18 protein-coding genes are annotated in these 14435 nt (G+C 72.1%); 11 read left to right on the top strand and 7 right to left on the bottom strand.

Features of this window, described 5'->3' with window-relative positions; all coding sequences use genetic code 11:
- Positions 1 to 225 (bottom strand): hypothetical protein, encoded by a 225-nt coding sequence (locus ACWPQI_RS13870; RefSeq protein ID WP_010594409.1) that lies wholly within the window; start codon positions 223 to 225, stop codon positions 1 to 3.
- A 159-nt stretch (positions 226 to 384) separates the two neighbouring features.
- On the opposite strand from ACWPQI_RS13870, the gene ACWPQI_RS13865 reads away from it, so the two are divergent.
- Both ACWPQI_RS13865 and ilvA read left to right on the top strand, forming a co-directional pair.
- Positions 385 to 819, top strand: coding sequence for a nitroreductase family deazaflavin-dependent oxidoreductase (locus tag ACWPQI_RS13865; RefSeq protein WP_010594410.1), 435 nt, complete (start codon positions 385 to 387; stop codon positions 817 to 819).
- 115 nt (positions 820 to 934) lie between these two features.
- Positions 935 to 2257 (top strand): threonine ammonia-lyase IlvA, encoded by a 1323-nt coding sequence (ilvA, locus tag ACWPQI_RS13860; RefSeq protein ID WP_010594411.1) that lies wholly within the window; start codon positions 935 to 937, stop codon positions 2255 to 2257.
- A 57-nt stretch (positions 2258 to 2314) separates the two neighbouring features.
- Here ilvA and ACWPQI_RS13855 read toward each other — a convergent pair whose 3' ends face one another.
- Positions 2315 to 2578, bottom strand: a complete 264-nt coding sequence (locus ACWPQI_RS13855; RefSeq protein ID WP_010594412.1) for a hypothetical protein — start codon at positions 2576 to 2578, stop codon at positions 2315 to 2317.
- An 80-nt stretch (positions 2579 to 2658) separates the two neighbouring features.
- On the bottom strand, positions 2659 to 3195 hold the full coding sequence (locus tag ACWPQI_RS13850) for a TetR/AcrR family transcriptional regulator (RefSeq protein ID WP_003938240.1): 537 nt from the start codon (positions 3193 to 3195) through the stop codon (positions 2659 to 2661).
- Positions 3196 to 3290: 95 nt separating this feature from the next.
- Between ACWPQI_RS13850 and ACWPQI_RS13845 the strand changes: the two genes are divergently transcribed.
- Positions 3291 to 4814, top strand: a complete 1524-nt coding sequence (locus ACWPQI_RS13845) for an MFS transporter (protein WP_048771001.1) — start codon at positions 3291 to 3293, stop codon at positions 4812 to 4814.
- 4 nt (positions 4815 to 4818) lie between these two features.
- Here the strand turns inward: ACWPQI_RS13845 and treZ are convergent, their stop codons facing one another.
- Positions 4819 to 6564 carry a malto-oligosyltrehalose trehalohydrolase gene (treZ, locus tag ACWPQI_RS13840; protein ID WP_048771003.1) on the bottom strand — a complete coding sequence of 582 codons (1746 nt, stop codon included), beginning with the start codon at positions 6562 to 6564 and terminating at the stop codon, positions 4819 to 4821.
- A gap of 89 nt (positions 6565 to 6653) precedes the next feature.
- Between treZ and ACWPQI_RS13835 the strand changes: the two genes are divergently transcribed.
- Entirely contained in the window at positions 6654 to 7322 is a 669-nt protein-coding gene (locus ACWPQI_RS13835) for a TetR/AcrR family transcriptional regulator (RefSeq protein WP_010594416.1), read from the top strand.
- Here ACWPQI_RS13835 and ACWPQI_RS13830 read toward each other — a convergent pair.
- Positions 7288 to 8292: a helix-turn-helix domain-containing protein gene (locus tag ACWPQI_RS13830; RefSeq protein WP_010594417.1), complete on the bottom strand. Its 1005-nt coding sequence runs from the start codon at positions 8290 to 8292 to the stop codon at positions 7288 to 7290. The genes ACWPQI_RS13835 and ACWPQI_RS13830 overlap by 35 nt on opposite strands.
- 146 nt (positions 8293 to 8438) lie before the next feature.
- On the opposite strand from ACWPQI_RS13830, the gene ACWPQI_RS13825 reads away from it, so the two are divergent.
- The 3 genes from ACWPQI_RS13825 to ACWPQI_RS13815 all read left to right on the top strand — a co-directional run bounded on the left by ACWPQI_RS13825 (position 8439) and on the right by ACWPQI_RS13815 (position 10251).
- Positions 8439 to 9242 (top strand): alpha/beta fold hydrolase, encoded by an 804-nt coding sequence (locus ACWPQI_RS13825; RefSeq protein ID WP_010594418.1) that lies wholly within the window; start codon positions 8439 to 8441, stop codon positions 9240 to 9242.
- Between the two features lie 425 nt (positions 9243 to 9667).
- Positions 9668 to 9919 carry a hypothetical protein gene (locus ACWPQI_RS13820; protein ID WP_010594419.1) on the top strand — a complete coding sequence of 84 codons (252 nt, stop codon included), beginning with the start codon at positions 9668 to 9670 and terminating at the stop codon, positions 9917 to 9919.
- Between the two features lie 101 nt (positions 9920 to 10020).
- Complete coding sequence (locus ACWPQI_RS13815) at positions 10021 to 10251, top strand: DUF6480 family protein (protein ID WP_010594420.1); 231 nt, start codon at positions 10021 to 10023, stop codon at positions 10249 to 10251.
- Positions 10252 to 10320: 69 nt separating this feature from the next.
- On the opposite strand, the gene ACWPQI_RS13810 is transcribed toward ACWPQI_RS13815, so the two are convergent.
- Positions 10321 to 10731 carry a YchJ family protein gene (locus ACWPQI_RS13810; protein WP_108754919.1) on the bottom strand — a complete coding sequence of 137 codons (411 nt, stop codon included), beginning with the start codon at positions 10729 to 10731 and terminating at the stop codon, positions 10321 to 10323.
- 85 nt (positions 10732 to 10816) lie between these two features.
- On the opposite strand from ACWPQI_RS13810, the gene ACWPQI_RS13805 reads away from it, so the two are divergent.
- The 3 genes from ACWPQI_RS13805 (at position 10817) to ACWPQI_RS13795 (ending at position 12841) form a co-directional block, all read left to right on the top strand.
- Positions 10817 to 11806 carry a magnesium transporter gene (locus ACWPQI_RS13805; protein ID WP_010594422.1) on the top strand — a complete coding sequence of 330 codons (990 nt, stop codon included), beginning with the start codon at positions 10817 to 10819 and terminating at the stop codon, positions 11804 to 11806.
- 91 nt (positions 11807 to 11897) lie between these two features.
- The gene (locus tag ACWPQI_RS13800; protein ID WP_010594423.1) at positions 11898 to 12200 is read left to right on the top strand and encodes a chorismate mutase; all 303 of its coding nucleotides are present in this window, start codon (positions 11898 to 11900) and stop codon (positions 12198 to 12200) included.
- A 20-nt stretch (positions 12201 to 12220) separates the two neighbouring features.
- Positions 12221 to 12841, top strand: a complete 621-nt coding sequence (locus ACWPQI_RS13795) for an FHA domain-containing protein (protein ID WP_010594424.1) — start codon at positions 12221 to 12223, stop codon at positions 12839 to 12841.
- An 8-nt stretch (positions 12842 to 12849) separates the two neighbouring features.
- Here the strand turns inward: ACWPQI_RS13795 and ACWPQI_RS13790 are convergent, their stop codons facing one another.
- Positions 12850 to 13752: an alpha/beta fold hydrolase gene (locus tag ACWPQI_RS13790; RefSeq protein ID WP_395704342.1), complete on the bottom strand. Its 903-nt coding sequence runs from the start codon at positions 13750 to 13752 to the stop codon at positions 12850 to 12852.
- Between the two features lie 106 nt (positions 13753 to 13858).
- Between ACWPQI_RS13790 and ACWPQI_RS13785 the strand changes: the two genes are divergently transcribed.
- On the top strand, positions 13859 to 14350 hold the full coding sequence (locus tag ACWPQI_RS13785; RefSeq protein ID WP_003938253.1) for a TIGR00725 family protein: 492 nt from the start codon (positions 13859 to 13861) through the stop codon (positions 14348 to 14350).
- The last annotated feature ends 85 nt before the right edge of the window (positions 14351 to 14435 follow it).

The following is a 14435-nucleotide window of genomic DNA, read 5'->3' as shown; positions in this document are numbered from 1 at the left end:
TCAGGGCTCGCGGCGGTAGTGCAGCAGGCGGGCCCACCACACGACGGTGGCGGTGCCGGCGGCGGCGAGCACGGCGGTCTGCGCGTCCGCGGTGATCGCGAACAGCGCCAGCAGCACCAGGACGGCCGCGACGAGCGCCTCGAGCTTGTACAGCGGCCATGCGGTTCCGGCCACGTCGACGGACGCGGGCCGGCGGCGGACGCGAGCGGGCGAATCCGTCGTCATCTCGACCTCCGTGCGCCTCGGGGAATCCGTTCACCAGGCTACTCGCAGACTTGTGTTCGGGCCACCGAACTTTGCCGATCGCGGGGGTGATGTCGGACCCGGGCGGACGGATCCGCCCGGTGCGCTGCGGCGGAGTGCGCGCCGGTGTTGACTGGAGCCATGCCTCTCACCGGAGAATACGAACCGAGTCCGTCCCAGTGGGCCGCCGATCAGGTGGCGCTGTACGAGGGTTCCGGCGGCACCGAGGGCACGACCCTCAACGGCCGGCCGGTGGTCGTGCTGACCAGCCGCGGAGCGAAGAGCGGCAAGCTCCGGAAGACCCCGCTGATGCGGGTCGAGCACGACGGGGTGTACGCGGTGGTCGCCTCGCTCGGTGGTGCCCCGACGCATCCGGTCTGGTACTTCAACGTCCGGGCGGATCCGCACGTCGAACTGCGTGACGGGCCGACGGTCCGGGACATGACCGCCCGCGAGGTCCACGGCAGGGAGAAGGACCTGTGGTGGCGGCGTGCGGTCGAGGCGTTCCCCGACTACGCCGAGTACCAGAAGAAGACGGATCGGGAGATCCCGGTCTTCGTCCTCGAGCCCCGGTAGCGCGCGGGGTCCGGCGGCCGCGGCAGCGGACGCAGTGGCGAAACCCGCATTGGGGGTTCCGGGTCGGTAGTGGCAGCATGGGTAGGTGACCACTACTTCGCGAACCGCTGATCCGATGCACCTGCCCGCCCTGAGCGTGGCCGACATCGAGGCCGCGGCGGAGCGAATTTCCGCGGTCGTCGCCCCCACACCGCTCGAGTACAGCGAGCGGCTCTCCGTCCTCACCGGGGCGAACGTCTATCTCAAGCGCGAGGATCTCACCCGCGTGCGCTCGTACAAGCTGCGCGGCGCCTACAACGTCATGGCGCAGCTCTCCCCGGCGGAACGCGAGGCGGGTGTGGTGACGGCCAGTGCCGGCAATCACGCACAGGGCGTGGCCTACTCGTGCCGGGCGATGGGGGTCCGGGGCCGGATCTACGTGCCCACCCGGACCCCTAAGCAGAAGCGGGACCGGATCCGCGCGCACGGCGGGGCGTTCGTCGAACTCATCCCGACGGGTGACACCTTCGACGCGGCCGCCGCGGCGGCCGCGGAGGACGTCGCGCGGACCGGCGCGACGATGGTCGCGCCGTTCGACGACGCCCGCACCGCGGCGGGTCAGGGCACCATCGCCCGGGAGATGCTCGATCAGCTGCCGGCGGCGCCGGACCTGGTGCTGGTTCCGGTCGGCGGCGGTGGCTGCCTGGCCGGCATCGCGGCGTACCTGCACGAGAAGTCGCCGCACACCTCGATCGTCGGGGTGGAACCGGCCGGGGCGGCGTCGATGACCGCTGCCCTCGTCGCGGGCGGGCCGGTGACCCTGCCGGAAGTGGATCCGTTCGTCGACGGAGCCGCCGTGAAACGGGTCGGCGACGTGCCGTACGCGGTCGTCTCCCGGCTCGGCCCCGAGATCGTCTCCCACGCGAACCTGCCGCTGGTCGCGGCGCTGCGCAACGACGGCCTGGGCACCGGGCCGTTCGGGATGACCCAGGTCGACGAGGGCGCCGTGTGCACGGCGATGCTCGACCTGTATCAGAACGAGGGCATCATCGCCGAGCCGGCGGGGGCGCTGTCCGTCGCCGCGCTCGAGGGGCTGACCGTCGCGCCGGGTGCGACGGTGGTGTGCCTGATCTCGGGGGGCAACAACGACGTCTCCCGCTACGGGGAGGTCATCGAGCGTTCTCTGGTGCACCGCGGTCTCAAGCACTACTTCCTGGTGGACTTCCCCCAGGAGCCCGGGGCGCTGCGACGGTTCCTCGACGAGGTGCTCGGTCCCGACGACGACATCACCCTGTTCGAGTACGTCAAGCGCAACAACCGGGAGTTCGGTGCGGCGCTGGTCGGCATCGAACTCGGCACGGCCGACGGTCTGGCGTCACTGCTGGCGCGGATGGACCTCTCGCCGATCGAGGCGCAGCGGCTCGAGCCGGGCTCGCCGGCCTACCGCTATCTCACCTGAGCCGGACGGGATCCCGGCGGGGGAGCGCCGTCCCCCGCCGCGGTCCGCGGCGGCCGCTCAGCGCCAGGGGGCGCAGACCAGCCAGGGGCCGAACCACCAGCACGGGGCCGGCGGACCCCACCGGTTCCGTTCCCAGCCGCGATCGTGGTCCCGGCGGTCGCGGTGGTCGCGGCGATCCCAGTCGTTGCGGTGATCGGTCTGCTCCCAAGTGATCCCGATCGGCGCCGGGGCGTCGGCGGGTGCCGCGGCCGCGACTCCGGCCGGGGCGAGAGTGAGGGTGGCGGCGAGGAGTGCGCCGACGGTGGCAGTCCGGAGTTTCATGGAAATACACCCCGAGAAGCGTGTGCGTGCAGGAAGATTCCCCGACTACTCTTGACCGTACTCGGGACGGTCGGCGACAATCAAGGGTTCTTCGTCCCCAGGAGCCGGGCGACGACGCGCCTGTGCAGTTCCGGGTCGGGCTTGGGCAGGCCGAGCATCGCGCCCAGGTAGATGCCGTCGCCGACGAGGCGCACGATCTCGGCGGTGACCGGGTCGTCGATCTCCGCGCGCAGCCCCTCGTCCCACGACCGCAGCACCTCGACGACCGCCCGGTGCACGTCGTCGTGCCGGCCGTCGGCGCTGCGCAGGGCGGCCACCGTGGACCGGAACAGGTCCATCTCCGCCGAGTCGCCGGTCTCGTCCGGGTCGGCGAGGTACCACTCCGCGACCGGGGTGCCGCCCGCGACGGCGTCGGCGAGTCGGGCGTCGCCGCGTTCGCCGAGGCGCCGCACCATGGCGGCGAGCATCGCCTCCTTGGTCGGGAAGTGGTACAGCAGACCGCCTTTCGATACCCCTGCGGCGGCCGCGACGCCCTCGAGCGTCACCTGGGCGACCCCCACGTCGACGAGGGTGCGTTCGAGGGCGTCGAGGATCCGGTCGCGTGTGTCGGAGGCCATGGCCCGATCCTACCGTCCGTTTCTGTACCGTCCGGACGGTAGGTGCTACCGTACTTTGTGTACCGGCTGGACGGTTCAGTGTGGAGGGACGAAGGATGACGAACACCGGGCAGATGCCGCCGGTCCACCCGGCGGACGCGGGAACCGGGCATGCGCAGGCCGGCGTGCGCACCTGGGCGGGCCTGGTGGTGCTCGCGGGTGCCGTGCTGCTGATCGCGGTCGATGCAACCGTTCTCGACCTCGCCCTGCCCTTCCTCAGCGCCGATCTGGCCCCGAGTGGGGTCCAGCTGCTGTGGATCATCGACGTGTATTCGTTCGCCGTGGCCGGTCTGCTGGTGACGATGGGCGTGCTCGGCGACCGCGTCGGCCGACGCCGGCTCCTGCTGATCGGTGCCGTCGGCTTCGCCGCGGCGTCGGTGCTCGCGGCGTGGGCGCCGAGTCCCGAGCTGCTGATCGTGGCGCGGGCACTACAGGGTGTCTCGGGCGCCACCCTCATGCCCGCCACCCTGGGACTCATCCGGCACATGTTCACCGATCCGCGGGAGCGGACCGTCGCCATCGGCGTGTGGGGCGCGATGGCCGGCGGCGGGGCCGCCGCCGGCCCGCTCGTCGGCGGCTGGCTGCTCGAGCACTTCTGGTGGGGGTCGGTGTTCCTGATCAACCTTCCGATCATGGCGGTCCTCGTGGTCGCCGCGCCGTTCCTCGTCCCGGAATCGCGGGATCCGCACCCGGGCCGCTTCGACCTGCCGGGAGCCGCCCTGTCCCTGCTGGCCGTGGTACCGATCGTCTACGCGGTCAAGGAGACCGCGCTGCACGGCCCCCGCGTCGCGGCGCTGGTCGCGCTGGGGGGTGGTCTGACGGCCGCCGTCGCGTTCGTTCGTCGCCAGCGGAGCGCGGCGGATCCGCTGCTCGACCTCACGCTGTTCCGGCACCGCGAGTTCTCGGCCGCCGTCGCGACCAATCTGCTGTCGATCTTCGCCCTCGCCGGGGTGTTGTTCTTCGGTTCCCAGTACCTGCAGCTGGTCCTCGGAGTCGGACCGCTGGAGGCGGGTCTGCTGATGCTCCCCGGCACCGCGACCAGCGCCCTGTCCGCACTCGGCGCGGCCTGGCTCGTGCGGCGCCTGCCGGTGGGAACCGTCCTGTCGGGTGCCCTGGCCGTCGCAGCCGTGGGCGCCGCCGTGCTCCTGGCGCTGGACACCGCGCACGGAGCCGGCGTGTTCGTCGCCGGTTTCGTCCTCATCGGCGTGGGCGTCGGCATCGCGCTGACCCTCACCACCGACCTGGTGGTCGGGGCCGCCCCGGCCGACCGGGCCGGCGCCGCGTCCGCGGTGTCGGAGACGGCCTACGAGCTCGGTGTCGCCCTCGGTGTCGCGGTCCTCGGCAGCGTCGTCACCGCCGTCTACCGGTCCCGGCTCGGCGTCCCGGGTGGGGACCACGAGTTCGATACCCTCGGCGGCGCCGTCGCCGCGGCCGGCCGCCTGCCGGCGGCCGAGGCGGAGATCCTCCTCGAGTCGGCGCGCTCCGCGTTCGTCGCCGGCACCCACGGTGCCGCGGCCGCCACGGCGGCGATTCTGGCGGCCACTGCCGTGCTCACCCTGCGGATGCTGAGCCCGCGATGACCCGTCAGGTCCGAGGTGCAGCGGCGGCGTCGAGAACGACGAACGAATGCCCCGGGACGAGGGTCGCGGAGGCGGTCCGGTTGACCACCACCGGCTCCCACCACACGAGGGGAGCCCCGCCGAAGGGCACGGTGACCGGGTCGGGTCCGAGGTTGCACGCCACGCGCAGGCTGCCGCGGTGCAGCACGATCCAGCGCTCGTCCTCGTCGTAGTCGACGTGCAGGTGCTCGAGCCACGGATCGGTCAGCTCGGCGCGTTCGCGGCGCAACGCCAGGAGCTGCCGGTAGCAGTCGAGCACCCGTGCGTGGGCGGGTTCGGTCCGTTCGGCCCAGTTCAGCGTCGACCGCCGGAACGTCTCCGGATCCTGCGGGTCGGGGACGTCCTGGGCGTCCCATCCGTGCTCGGAGAACTCGCGCCGACGTCCTTCGGCGGTGGCCCGGGCCAACTCGGGTTCCGGGTGGGAGGTGAAGTACTGGAACGGTGAGCTCGCGTCCCACTCCTCGCCCATGAACAGCATGGGGGTGAACGGGGAGGTCAGCACCAGCGCGGCCTTGACGGCGAGCTGACCGGAGTCGAGGTAGTGGCCGGGCCGGTCGCCGACCGCCCGGTTGCCGACCTGGTCGTGGGTGCACGTGTAGGCCAGCAGGGAGCTCGCCGGGACGCGCCCGGTGTCGAGCGGCCGCCCGTGGGTGCGCCCGCGGAAGCTCGAATAGGTGCCGGCGTGGAAGAACCCGTGCCGCAGGGTGCGGGCGAGGCAGTCGAGCGAACCGAAATCGCCGTAGTAGCCCTGCCGCTCCCCGGAGACGGCGGCGTGCACGGCGTGGTGGATGTCGTCGTCCCACTGCGCCTGCAGGCCGTAACCGCCGGCTGCGCGGGGCGAGATCATCTTCGGATCGTTCAGATCGCTCTCCGCGATCAGGCTGAGCGGACGGCCCAGATGCGCCGACATCCGGTACGTCGCGACGGCCAGCTCCTCGAGCAGATGCACGGCGGTGTGGTCGACGAGAGCGTGCACCGCGTCCAGGCGCAGCCCGTCGATGTGGAACTCCCGCATCCAGCGCAGGGCGTTGTCGAGGATGTAGCGGCGCACCTCGCCGGAGTCCGGACCGTCGAGGTTGACCGACGCACCCCAGGTGCCCTGCCCACCGGACAGGTACGGCCCGTAGCGGTCCAGGTAGTTGCCGGACGGTCCGAGATGGTTGTACACCACGTCCAGGATCACCCCGAGGCCGCGGGCGTGGGCGGCGTCGACGAAGCGCTGCAGGCCGTCCGGACCGCCGTAGGGCTCGTGCACCGCGTACCAGAGCACACCGTCGTAACCCCACCCGCGGGTGCCGTTGAAGGCGTTGACCGGCATGAGTTCGACCAGGTCGACACCGAGGTCGACGAGGTCGTCGAGCCGGGCGACGGCCGCGTCGAAGGTGCCCTCCTCGGTGAAGGTGCCCACGTGCAACTCGTACACCACCCCGCCGGCGAGTTGCCGGCCGGTCCACGACGTGTCGGTCCAGGCGCGCTCGTCGAGCGTGTGCAGCTGGGACAGCCCGTGCACCCCGTCCGGTTGCCGCGGGGAGCGCGGGTCGGGCAGCACGGTCTCGTCCTCGTCGAGGAGGAAGCCGTAACGGGCACCGGGGGAGGCGTCGACCTCGGTGCGCCACCACCCCTGGTCCTCCCGGCGCATGGAGTGAACGGTGCCGTCGACGTGGAGCCGGACGGATTGCGGGGTCGGAGCCCAGACCTCGAAGGTGTGCACCCGATCAGCATGCCCGCTCGCCGCTGCCGCTGCAGACCTCCGGAATCGGCTGCAGTTCCGATGCAACCGATGCTGATAAGCTGAGTTCGATGTCCCAGCATGCCAAGAGGGCCTACAGTTCACCGCTGCGTGAGGAGGCTGCGCGCCGGACGCGAGCGACGATCGTCGACGCCGCCGCCCGGCTCTTCGTCGACCGCGGGTACGTCAGCACCACGGTCAGGCAGATCGCCGAGGCTGCCGGGGTGGCGGTGCGCACGGTCTTCACGGCGTTCCCCGGCGGCAAGTCCGAACTGTTCCGGGAGGCGCTCGACGCCGCGGTCGCGGGCGGGTCCGCGGTTGCCGTCGGCGACGAGCCCGCGCCGGGCCGGGGGCCACGTCCGGGACGGGTCGCGACCGGAACCGCGGGCTCGGACGCCGAACGCATCGTCGAGCAGGTCGTCCGCTACGGCGCCGACCTGCTCGAGCGGGCCGGCGGTCTGCTGATGACCTCGGTCGAGTCCTCGGGTGCGGACCCGGACATGCGCCGGTTCGCCGACGAGGACGCGCGCGCGACCGCGGACAACGCGCGCACCATCGCGGACGGGCTGCACCGGCACGGATTGCTGCGCGACGACGTGAGCGTGGAGCACGCGGCGCACGTGTTCTACACGCTGGGTTCTCCGCAGGTGCATGCCCTGCTGCGCCGCGACTGCGGCTGGGACGTGGACGAATACCGGGCGTGGCTCACGGCGACCCTGCGGGCGACGCTCCTGCGCTGAGCGCGGCCGCGGGCCCGGCCGCCCGCACCGCCCTCGGGGTGGTCCCGAAACGGGCCCGGAACGCCGTGCCGAACGCACTGAGCGAACCGAAGCCGGACGCGAAGGCGATACCCCCCACGGACACCGCGTTCCAGCGCGGATCCTCGAGGCGGCTGCGGGCGCGGTCCAGCCGCCGGGCGCGGAGCAGTTCCGCGGGCGTGGTGCCGGCCGTCCGCAACGCGAGCTGCAGTTGGCGCAGCGACCAGCCCAGCTCGCGGGCCATCGACGCCGGGGTCAGATCCGGGTCGTCCGAACGTTCGTCGACGTAGGCCCGGGCCGCCTCGGCCACCGCCTGCAGGCCACCGGGACGGAGGGGGCCGTGGGTATCGGCCAGGACGAGGGACACGAGCTCGATCACCCGTGCGCTGATCGCGACGAAGGCGGGGCCGGACAGCGACGTGCGTTCGCGGGCCAGCGTCCGCGTCATGGTCCCCGCCACCGCCCCGACGCCGCGGCGCAGGTCGAGCACACTCGGGCCGTCGGCGACGGCCCGATCGGGCAGGCAGCCCTCGGGGACGGTGAGCACCCACGCCCGGGCGTGGGCGCCATGGACGAGCTCGAACGGGCGGGCCATCGACACCAGGGCCGCGCGCCCGACGGGCACCGGCAGTGCGTGCCCGCCGTGGGCGACGGTGAGCGCACCGGACTTCGGCACGAACAAGCGCATGCTCCGGTCGTCGTCCCCGCGGACGTGCCGGGCGGTCCGCGCGTAGGTGATGCGATCGGACCAGAACTCGACGAGCTGGTGACCGCCGCAGCGCTGCACGTGTGTGGCCCCGACGAAGCCGGCCGGGGCACGCTCGTCCCGATCGGGGAACGAATAGTCCAGGGTGCCGTGGTTGAACCGCACGTGGTCGGTCCAGAACTCGGCGCGGTCGCGCTCCGGCACCCGGCCCGTCGTCGTGAACCGCACCTCGTACTCCGCTGCCACCGTGACCTCCTCGTCGGCCGTGCGCGCGCCGGACAGTGCTCTGCGCGGATCGGCGAGTGCTGCGTCCCGCCCGCTCCCTACGCTCGTCGGCAGTGTAGTGACGAACGCCACAGCCGGAGCGCGGTGGCCCGATCCAGGAGGTTTCCATGCTGCGAGCAGCGGTCAACGGGACGGAACTCGCCTACGTCGACGCCGGTCCGCGCGACGGAGTGCCGATCGTGTTCAGCCATTCGCTCTTCTTCGATCACACGATGTTCGACGCGCTCGCGGAGAAGTTCACCGCCGACGGGTACCGGGTCGTCGCCTACGATCATCGCGGGCAGGGCGAGAGCGCCCCGGCGCCGCGGGCGGAACTCGCGGTCGACGTCCTCGCCGAGGACGCGGCGGCCCTGATCGAACACCTCGGTCTGGCCCCGTGCCACGTCGTCGGCAACTCGCTCGGCGGGTTCGTCGCGCTGCGGCTCGCCGCGCGACGCCCCGAACTGCTCCGCACGGCCGCCGCGCTGGGTTCGTCGGCGGAGGAGGAACACAAGCTCGCCGAGTTCGCTCCGCTGGTCGAGCATCTCACCGAGCACGGCACGGCGGACGTCGTCGACACGGTCATGTACATCATGTTCGGCGATTCGAGCCTCGCTCAGGAGAGTTCGATGACGAGCACGTGGCGCGCCGCGATCGCCCGGCTCGAACCCCGCATCGGCGACGCCGCCCACGGCGTCATCCACCGCGGGCGGATCGTCGAGGAGCTGGCCGGGTGCCGCGTGCCGGTCCTCGCCGTCGCCGGGAGCGAGGACCACGCGTACCCGCCGCCGATCTCGTCGGCGAACATCGCCGACGCCGCGAGCGGCCGGCACGTCACGGTGGACGCCGCAGGGCACTCCGTGGCACTCGAACAGCCGGAGGCGGTCGCCGAGCACCTCAGGAAGCACTTCGCCGCGGCGGAGAAGGGCTGATCCGCAGGTCGGAGGGGCGCGGCAGCCGCCCGGCGACCTGAACCGTGCGGAGCTCGCGCACAGCAGCGGGAGGGCACCGGGCAGGAGCGATCGGGATGTACGGGCACGAATCCATACGAGACGGAATATCAAAATTATCCGAATAAGTGTGTCCACGTTCCTCGATCCACCGAAGCCCCGCCGAATAACCCCGCCGAGCAGCCACGCCGACCTCGGGCGGTGCGACGTGCCCCGGTGCCGAACCGGGGACGCTGACACAACCCGCCGACGGCACGGCGGGCGTGTTTCGGACCACCGCGCGGCGGATACCCGGGGCCGACAGGTTCCACCGTCCGCGCCCCCACCGGGGGTGCGGACGGCGATCGTCGCCGGCTCGACGGGTCGGTGACGGTGCGCCGGAGATGACGCTGCCGAGAAGGGGTTCCATGAGCCACGCCAGCTTCGCGTCCCGGGTCGGCGCGGCACGCGAGAGGATGTTCGATCTCGTGCTGGAGATCGCGGCGATCGTCGAGGCCGCCGACGCGCTCGACCGGGACTCCCTGCCCCTCGCCGACGAGATCGCCGTGAGCGGACTGATCGATGCCCTCACCGACGTGAGCCGGCACTTCGATGCGGCGGCGGAACCGTTCGGGGAGGCGGTGTGGTTCTCGCGGCACCTGCCCGGTCCGTTCGGTTGACGGCCACGGGTGAGGATTGCGCCGCCGGAAACCGGGTATGCGGTCGGGGCCGAGACGCTGCGCTCGGCCCTGTTTCCGTACAGCAGACACCAGGAGCGCACTTGAGCAACCAGGACCCCGGACCCCGACCCGAAGATGCGCCCGGCCTCGACGCCGGTGGGGGCGTACAGCCCGGAGACACCCCACCCGACGCCGGACAGACCTCCGGCCTGTCGCATCCCCAACCGAACCCGAGCCGGGTGATGCCCGTCTTCGCGATCGTGCTCATCGCGCTGATCGTGCTCGGAGTGGCGGCGTTCTTCGTGGCGCGCGCGTTCGCCCTGTTCGACTGAGACACCGAACGACTGGGACACCGAACGACTGGGACACCGAACGACTGAGACACCGAACGGTCGGGCTCGTCAGGGTCGTCCGAGCGCCCCGACGTAGTACCAGCGGCCACCCTCACGGAGGAACCGGCTGTGCTCGTGCAGCACGTCCTCGTGACCGCCGAAGCGGTAGTGGGCCCGGAACTCGACCGTCCCCTCCGAGTGCAGGAACCCGCCGCTCGTGCGCACCACCTCGAGCCCGGTCCACCGCTGCGCCGGATCGAGATCCAGTCGCGCCGGGCGGGTGTCGGGGTGCCACGTACGACGCAGATAGTCGTCGTCGCCCACCGCGAAGGCGGTGTACCGCGACCGCATCAGCTGCTCGGGCGTCGGCGCGTCCCCACCCGCGAGGAACGGCCCGCAGCAGTCGCCGAACGGAAGACCCCGGCCGCACGGACACGGAGCGGACGATTCGGGCCGGGGGTAGCGCGGGCGTCGAGTCACCGGCACATTATCGCCGCCGCCCGGAACCGGACGGTCGTGGCACGATCGACGCCCGGGACGAGCGCGGTCGGAGGAACGGTGAACCATGGTCGATTCTGCCGCCACACCGGCGCGGGGACAGGGCAGTCCCGGCACCGCGCTACACCACAGCTTCGCGGCCGTCCCGGTGGCCGGGCCGTACGACACCGCCGCCGACGTGCTCGACCGGATGCGGGAACACAGCTTCGACAGTGCCGCCGTCGTCGCCGTGCTCGTCGGTGAGACGCTCGCCGGTCTCGTCACGATCGAACGGCTGCTGGCGGCCCCCGGTGCCGCCCGGATGGACGACCTCATGGACCCGGATCCGCCGGTGGTGCACCCGGATACCGCGCAGGAACGCGCCGCGTGGAAAGCGGTGCAGCACGGCGAGCCGGGCCTGGCCGTCGTGGACGGCCACGGCCGGTTCCGCGGCCTCATCGCGCCGCAACAACTGCTCGCCGTGCTGCTGCACGAGCACGATCAGGACATGGCCCGGATCGGCGGCTTCGCGCACTCGGTGGAGGCGGCGCGGGCCTCGAGCGTCGAGGGAATCCGTCGCCGGCTCTGGCACCGGCTGCCGTGGCTCGTCGTCGGTCTGATCGGGGCCATGGTCTCGGCCCGCCTGATGCAGGTGTTCGAGGCCGAACTCGACGCCGACCTCGCCGTCGCGTACTTCGTGCCGGGAATCGTGTACCTGGCGGACGCCGTCGGGACGCAGACCGAGGCACTGGTCATCCGCGGATTCTCGGTAGGGGTGGGGATCCGCCGGATCGTGCGCCGGGAGGTGCTGACCGGACTGTCGGTGGGGGCGCTCCTCGGGGCGACCATGCTGCCGGCCGTGCTGCTCATGACCGGGAACCGGGATCTCGCGGTCGCCGTGGCGTCGGCCGTGCTGGCCGCGAGCACCATCGCGACGACCGTGGCGATGGTGCTGCCGTGGGCGCTGCAACGGCTGGGCAAGGACCCGGCGTTCGGGTCCGGCCCGCTCGCGACGGTGATCCAGGACCTGCTCTCCATCGTCATCTACTTCGTGGCCGTGACGCTGCTCCTCGGCTGAGGGTGGGGCGATCTCCACCCCAGGGTTCCTTGGGGCGCAGGACGATACCGGGTCACGATGAGACCACCGACCGACAACCCGTGGAGGCCCCGTGACCGCAACCTCGGAGAGGTTCACCCCGAGCCACACCGACCCGGATCGCGTGTTCGACGAGATCGACCGGATCGATGCCGAGATCGTCGCCGCCATCCGGTACCGGACCGGCCTCGTCCACCGTGCCGGCCGGCTGCGCCGCGCCGGGCACGGAACGACGTCCGTGCATGCGTGCCGCGAGATGGCGGCGCTCACCCGGTTCACCACTGCGCTGGGCCGGGACGGCACGGCGCTGGCGGCGACGCTGCTGCGGTTGGGCCGCGAACCCCTTGCCGACACCGCGACCTGCGGGCAGGATTGAGTCCGCCCCCGGAGGTTGTGATGAGCGTCGTCACCGAATCGCGTCTGACATACGTCGACAAGCAGGGGCGGCAGCATCGATTCGAGCTGTCGCCGGGCTCGCCTCGCGTCACCATCGGCCGGGCCCCGACGTCGGATGTGGCCTTCACCGGCGACAACGAGGTCTCCCGCCTGCACGCCGTCGTGGAGTGGATCGGCACCCACTGGACCATCCTCGACGACGGGCTCTCCCGAAACGGCACGTTCCTCAACGGGGAACGCATCACGGGACGCCGGCGGCTTCGGGAGGGCGACAGCATCCGGATCGGCTCGATCCGCCTGACCTTCCAGGAGATCGGCGCCGGCCCGGACGAGGCGACCCGTGTCGCGTCGGAGCTGCCGACGGTGCGATCGCTGACGCAGACACAACGCGGCATCCTGCTCGCGTTGTGCCGGCCCTACAAGCACGGCGCCGCCTTCGCCACCCCGGCATCCAACCAGGACATCGCCTCCGAACTGTTCCTCAGCGTCGATGCGGTGAAGACCCACCTGCGGGCGCTGTTCGCGAAATTCGGGGTCGAGGACCTGCCGCAGAACCAGAAGCGGGTCCGGCTCGCCGAGCTCGCCCTCCACAGCGGCGTCATCACCGAACGCGACCTCTGACCGGCGGCTCACCCGACCCGCTGCAGCAACCCGCCGAGTGCCCGCGCGACCTCCGCGGGCCGGTCGGTGATCACCGAATGGCCCGCGCCGTCGACCCGCACCAGCTCGGCGCGTGGCAGCCGCTCCGCCAGACCGGCCGACAGCTCGAACGGGGTCCACTCGTCCGCCGAGCCGCACAGCACGACTGCGGGGACGGCGGCGAGCACCGCCAACGCGGCGGACTCGTCGAGCACCGCGAACGATCGCAGGAACGCCGCCATCGTCACCACCGGCGTGTCGTTCGCCAGCACCGTCATCAGAGCCGCCCACCGGGAGCCGGGGGTTCGTCGCTGCGACGTCCGCCGCAGCGGCCGCACCGCCCGCCCACCCAGGTGCAGCGCGCGTTGCACCGCGCCGGGCGCGTGCCGCACCGCCCGGTGGAACAACGCGACCGCGGGACTGTCGAGGTAACGCCCGAGACCCGACCGCCCGAGATCACCGGCGGCGGTGCCGATGAGACAGACCCCGGCGACGCGGGTGCCGATCTCGTGCGGATGCTGACGGGCGTACGACAGGATCGTCATGCCGCCCATCGAGTGGCCGACCAGCACCACCGGACCGGCGGAGACCGCGCGCAGTACCGCCGCGAGATCACGCCCGAGCTGCTCGACGGTGTACGTCTCCGGCCCGGCAGTGCCGGACGCGCCGTGACCCCGGTGGTCGAAGAACACCATCCGCAGCGTGGCCCCGTACCGCCGGATCAACGAATCACGAAGCGGCGACCAGGTTTCCGTGCGTCCGCAGTGCCCGTGGACGAACACGGCGGTGAGCGGCGCGTCGGCCGCGCCGAGCTCGTGGACCGCGAGCGGCACGCCGTCGTCGGCGATCACCGTGTGGCGGCGCACGAGACGCTCGGTGCGGAGGGTGGACATGCGGACAAGGATCCACGGACGCCGGCGCCGGGACGAGCAGCCCCGGTGGTGGTGGATTTCACCTCAGGGGGCCACTTCTGCACCCTGGGTGGTGGACAATCTCGTCATGGATGCGCAGCGGTACGTCGGCGTGGTCGGGCCCGCGGAAGCCACGGCCGAACAACGCCGGATCGCCCGTCAGGTCGGCGGGCTGCTCGCGGCGCGACGCGCCGTCGTCGTGACCGGGGGACTGGGCGGGGTGATGGCCGCGGCGTCGCGCGGCGCCGCCGAGGCCGGCGGCACCACCCTCGGCCTGCTCCCCGGCGACGACCGCGCGGAAGCCAACCCGTACCTGACCGTGTCGATTCCGACCGGGCTCGGCGAGATGCGCAACGCCCTGCTGGTACGCACGTGCGAGGCGCTGATCGCGGTCGGCGGCAGCTGGGGCACGCTCAGCGAGATCGCGCTCGCCGTCCGGACCGGGGTCCCGGTGATCTCGATCGGGGGGTGGCCGCTGCCCGCCGCCGGGGTGCTCGCCGTCACCTCCGCCGGGGACGCCGTCGAAGCCATCCACGACCTGCTGTGGCGGCGCGATCCCACCGCGGGCTGGACCGGTTGAGGACTTCCCGCACCCGAGGGTGATTCTCGACCACCCCTGCGGGTGCCACCTCCACCGCTGGGGTCGGTATCTGCATCGGGGTCTG

It is taken from the genome of Rhodococcus sp. LMD, from assembly GCF_056108245.1.
Note: the sequence above shows the minus strand (reverse complement) of the source record. Positions and strands in the feature narration are given on the sequence as shown.

What these genes read in the sequence shown, in the direction of transcription:
- ACWPQI_RS13820 (WP_010594419.1), top strand. Translation starts at nt 9,668, where the DNA reads ATGAGCCACGCCAGCTTCGCGTCCCGGGTCGGCGCGGCACGCGAGAGG.
- ACWPQI_RS13835 (WP_010594416.1), top strand. Translation starts at nt 6,654, where the DNA reads ATGTCCCAGCATGCCAAGAGGGCCTACAGTTCACCGCTGCGTGAGGAG.
- ACWPQI_RS13790 (WP_395704342.1), bottom strand. Translation starts at nt 13,752, where the DNA reads ATGTCCACCCTCCGCACCGAGCGTCTCGTGCGCCGCCACACGGTGATC.
- ACWPQI_RS13855 (WP_010594412.1), bottom strand. Translation starts at nt 2,578, where the DNA reads ATGAAACTCCGGACTGCCACCGTCGGCGCACTCCTCGCCGCCACCCTC.
- ACWPQI_RS13795 (WP_010594424.1), top strand. Translation starts at nt 12,221, where the DNA reads ATGAGCGTCGTCACCGAATCGCGTCTGACATACGTCGACAAGCAGGGG.
- ACWPQI_RS13785 (WP_003938253.1), top strand. Translation starts at nt 13,859, where the DNA reads ATGGATGCGCAGCGGTACGTCGGCGTGGTCGGGCCCGCGGAAGCCACG.
- ACWPQI_RS13870 (WP_010594409.1), bottom strand. Translation starts at nt 225, where the DNA reads ATGACGACGGATTCGCCCGCTCGCGTCCGCCGCCGGCCCGCGTCCGTC.
- ACWPQI_RS13850 (WP_003938240.1), bottom strand. Translation starts at nt 3,195, where the DNA reads ATGGCCTCCGACACACGCGACCGGATCCTCGACGCCCTCGAACGCACC.
- ilvA (WP_010594411.1), top strand. Translation starts at nt 935, where the DNA reads ATGCACCTGCCCGCCCTGAGCGTGGCCGACATCGAGGCCGCGGCGGAG.
- ACWPQI_RS13825 (WP_010594418.1), top strand. Translation starts at nt 8,439, where the DNA reads ATGCTGCGAGCAGCGGTCAACGGGACGGAACTCGCCTACGTCGACGCC.
- ACWPQI_RS13865 (WP_010594410.1), top strand. Translation starts at nt 385, where the DNA reads ATGCCTCTCACCGGAGAATACGAACCGAGTCCGTCCCAGTGGGCCGCC.
- ACWPQI_RS13845 (WP_048771001.1), top strand. Translation starts at nt 3,291, where the DNA reads ATGACGAACACCGGGCAGATGCCGCCGGTCCACCCGGCGGACGCGGGA.
- ACWPQI_RS13805 (WP_010594422.1), top strand. Translation starts at nt 10,817, where the DNA reads ATGGTCGATTCTGCCGCCACACCGGCGCGGGGACAGGGCAGTCCCGGC.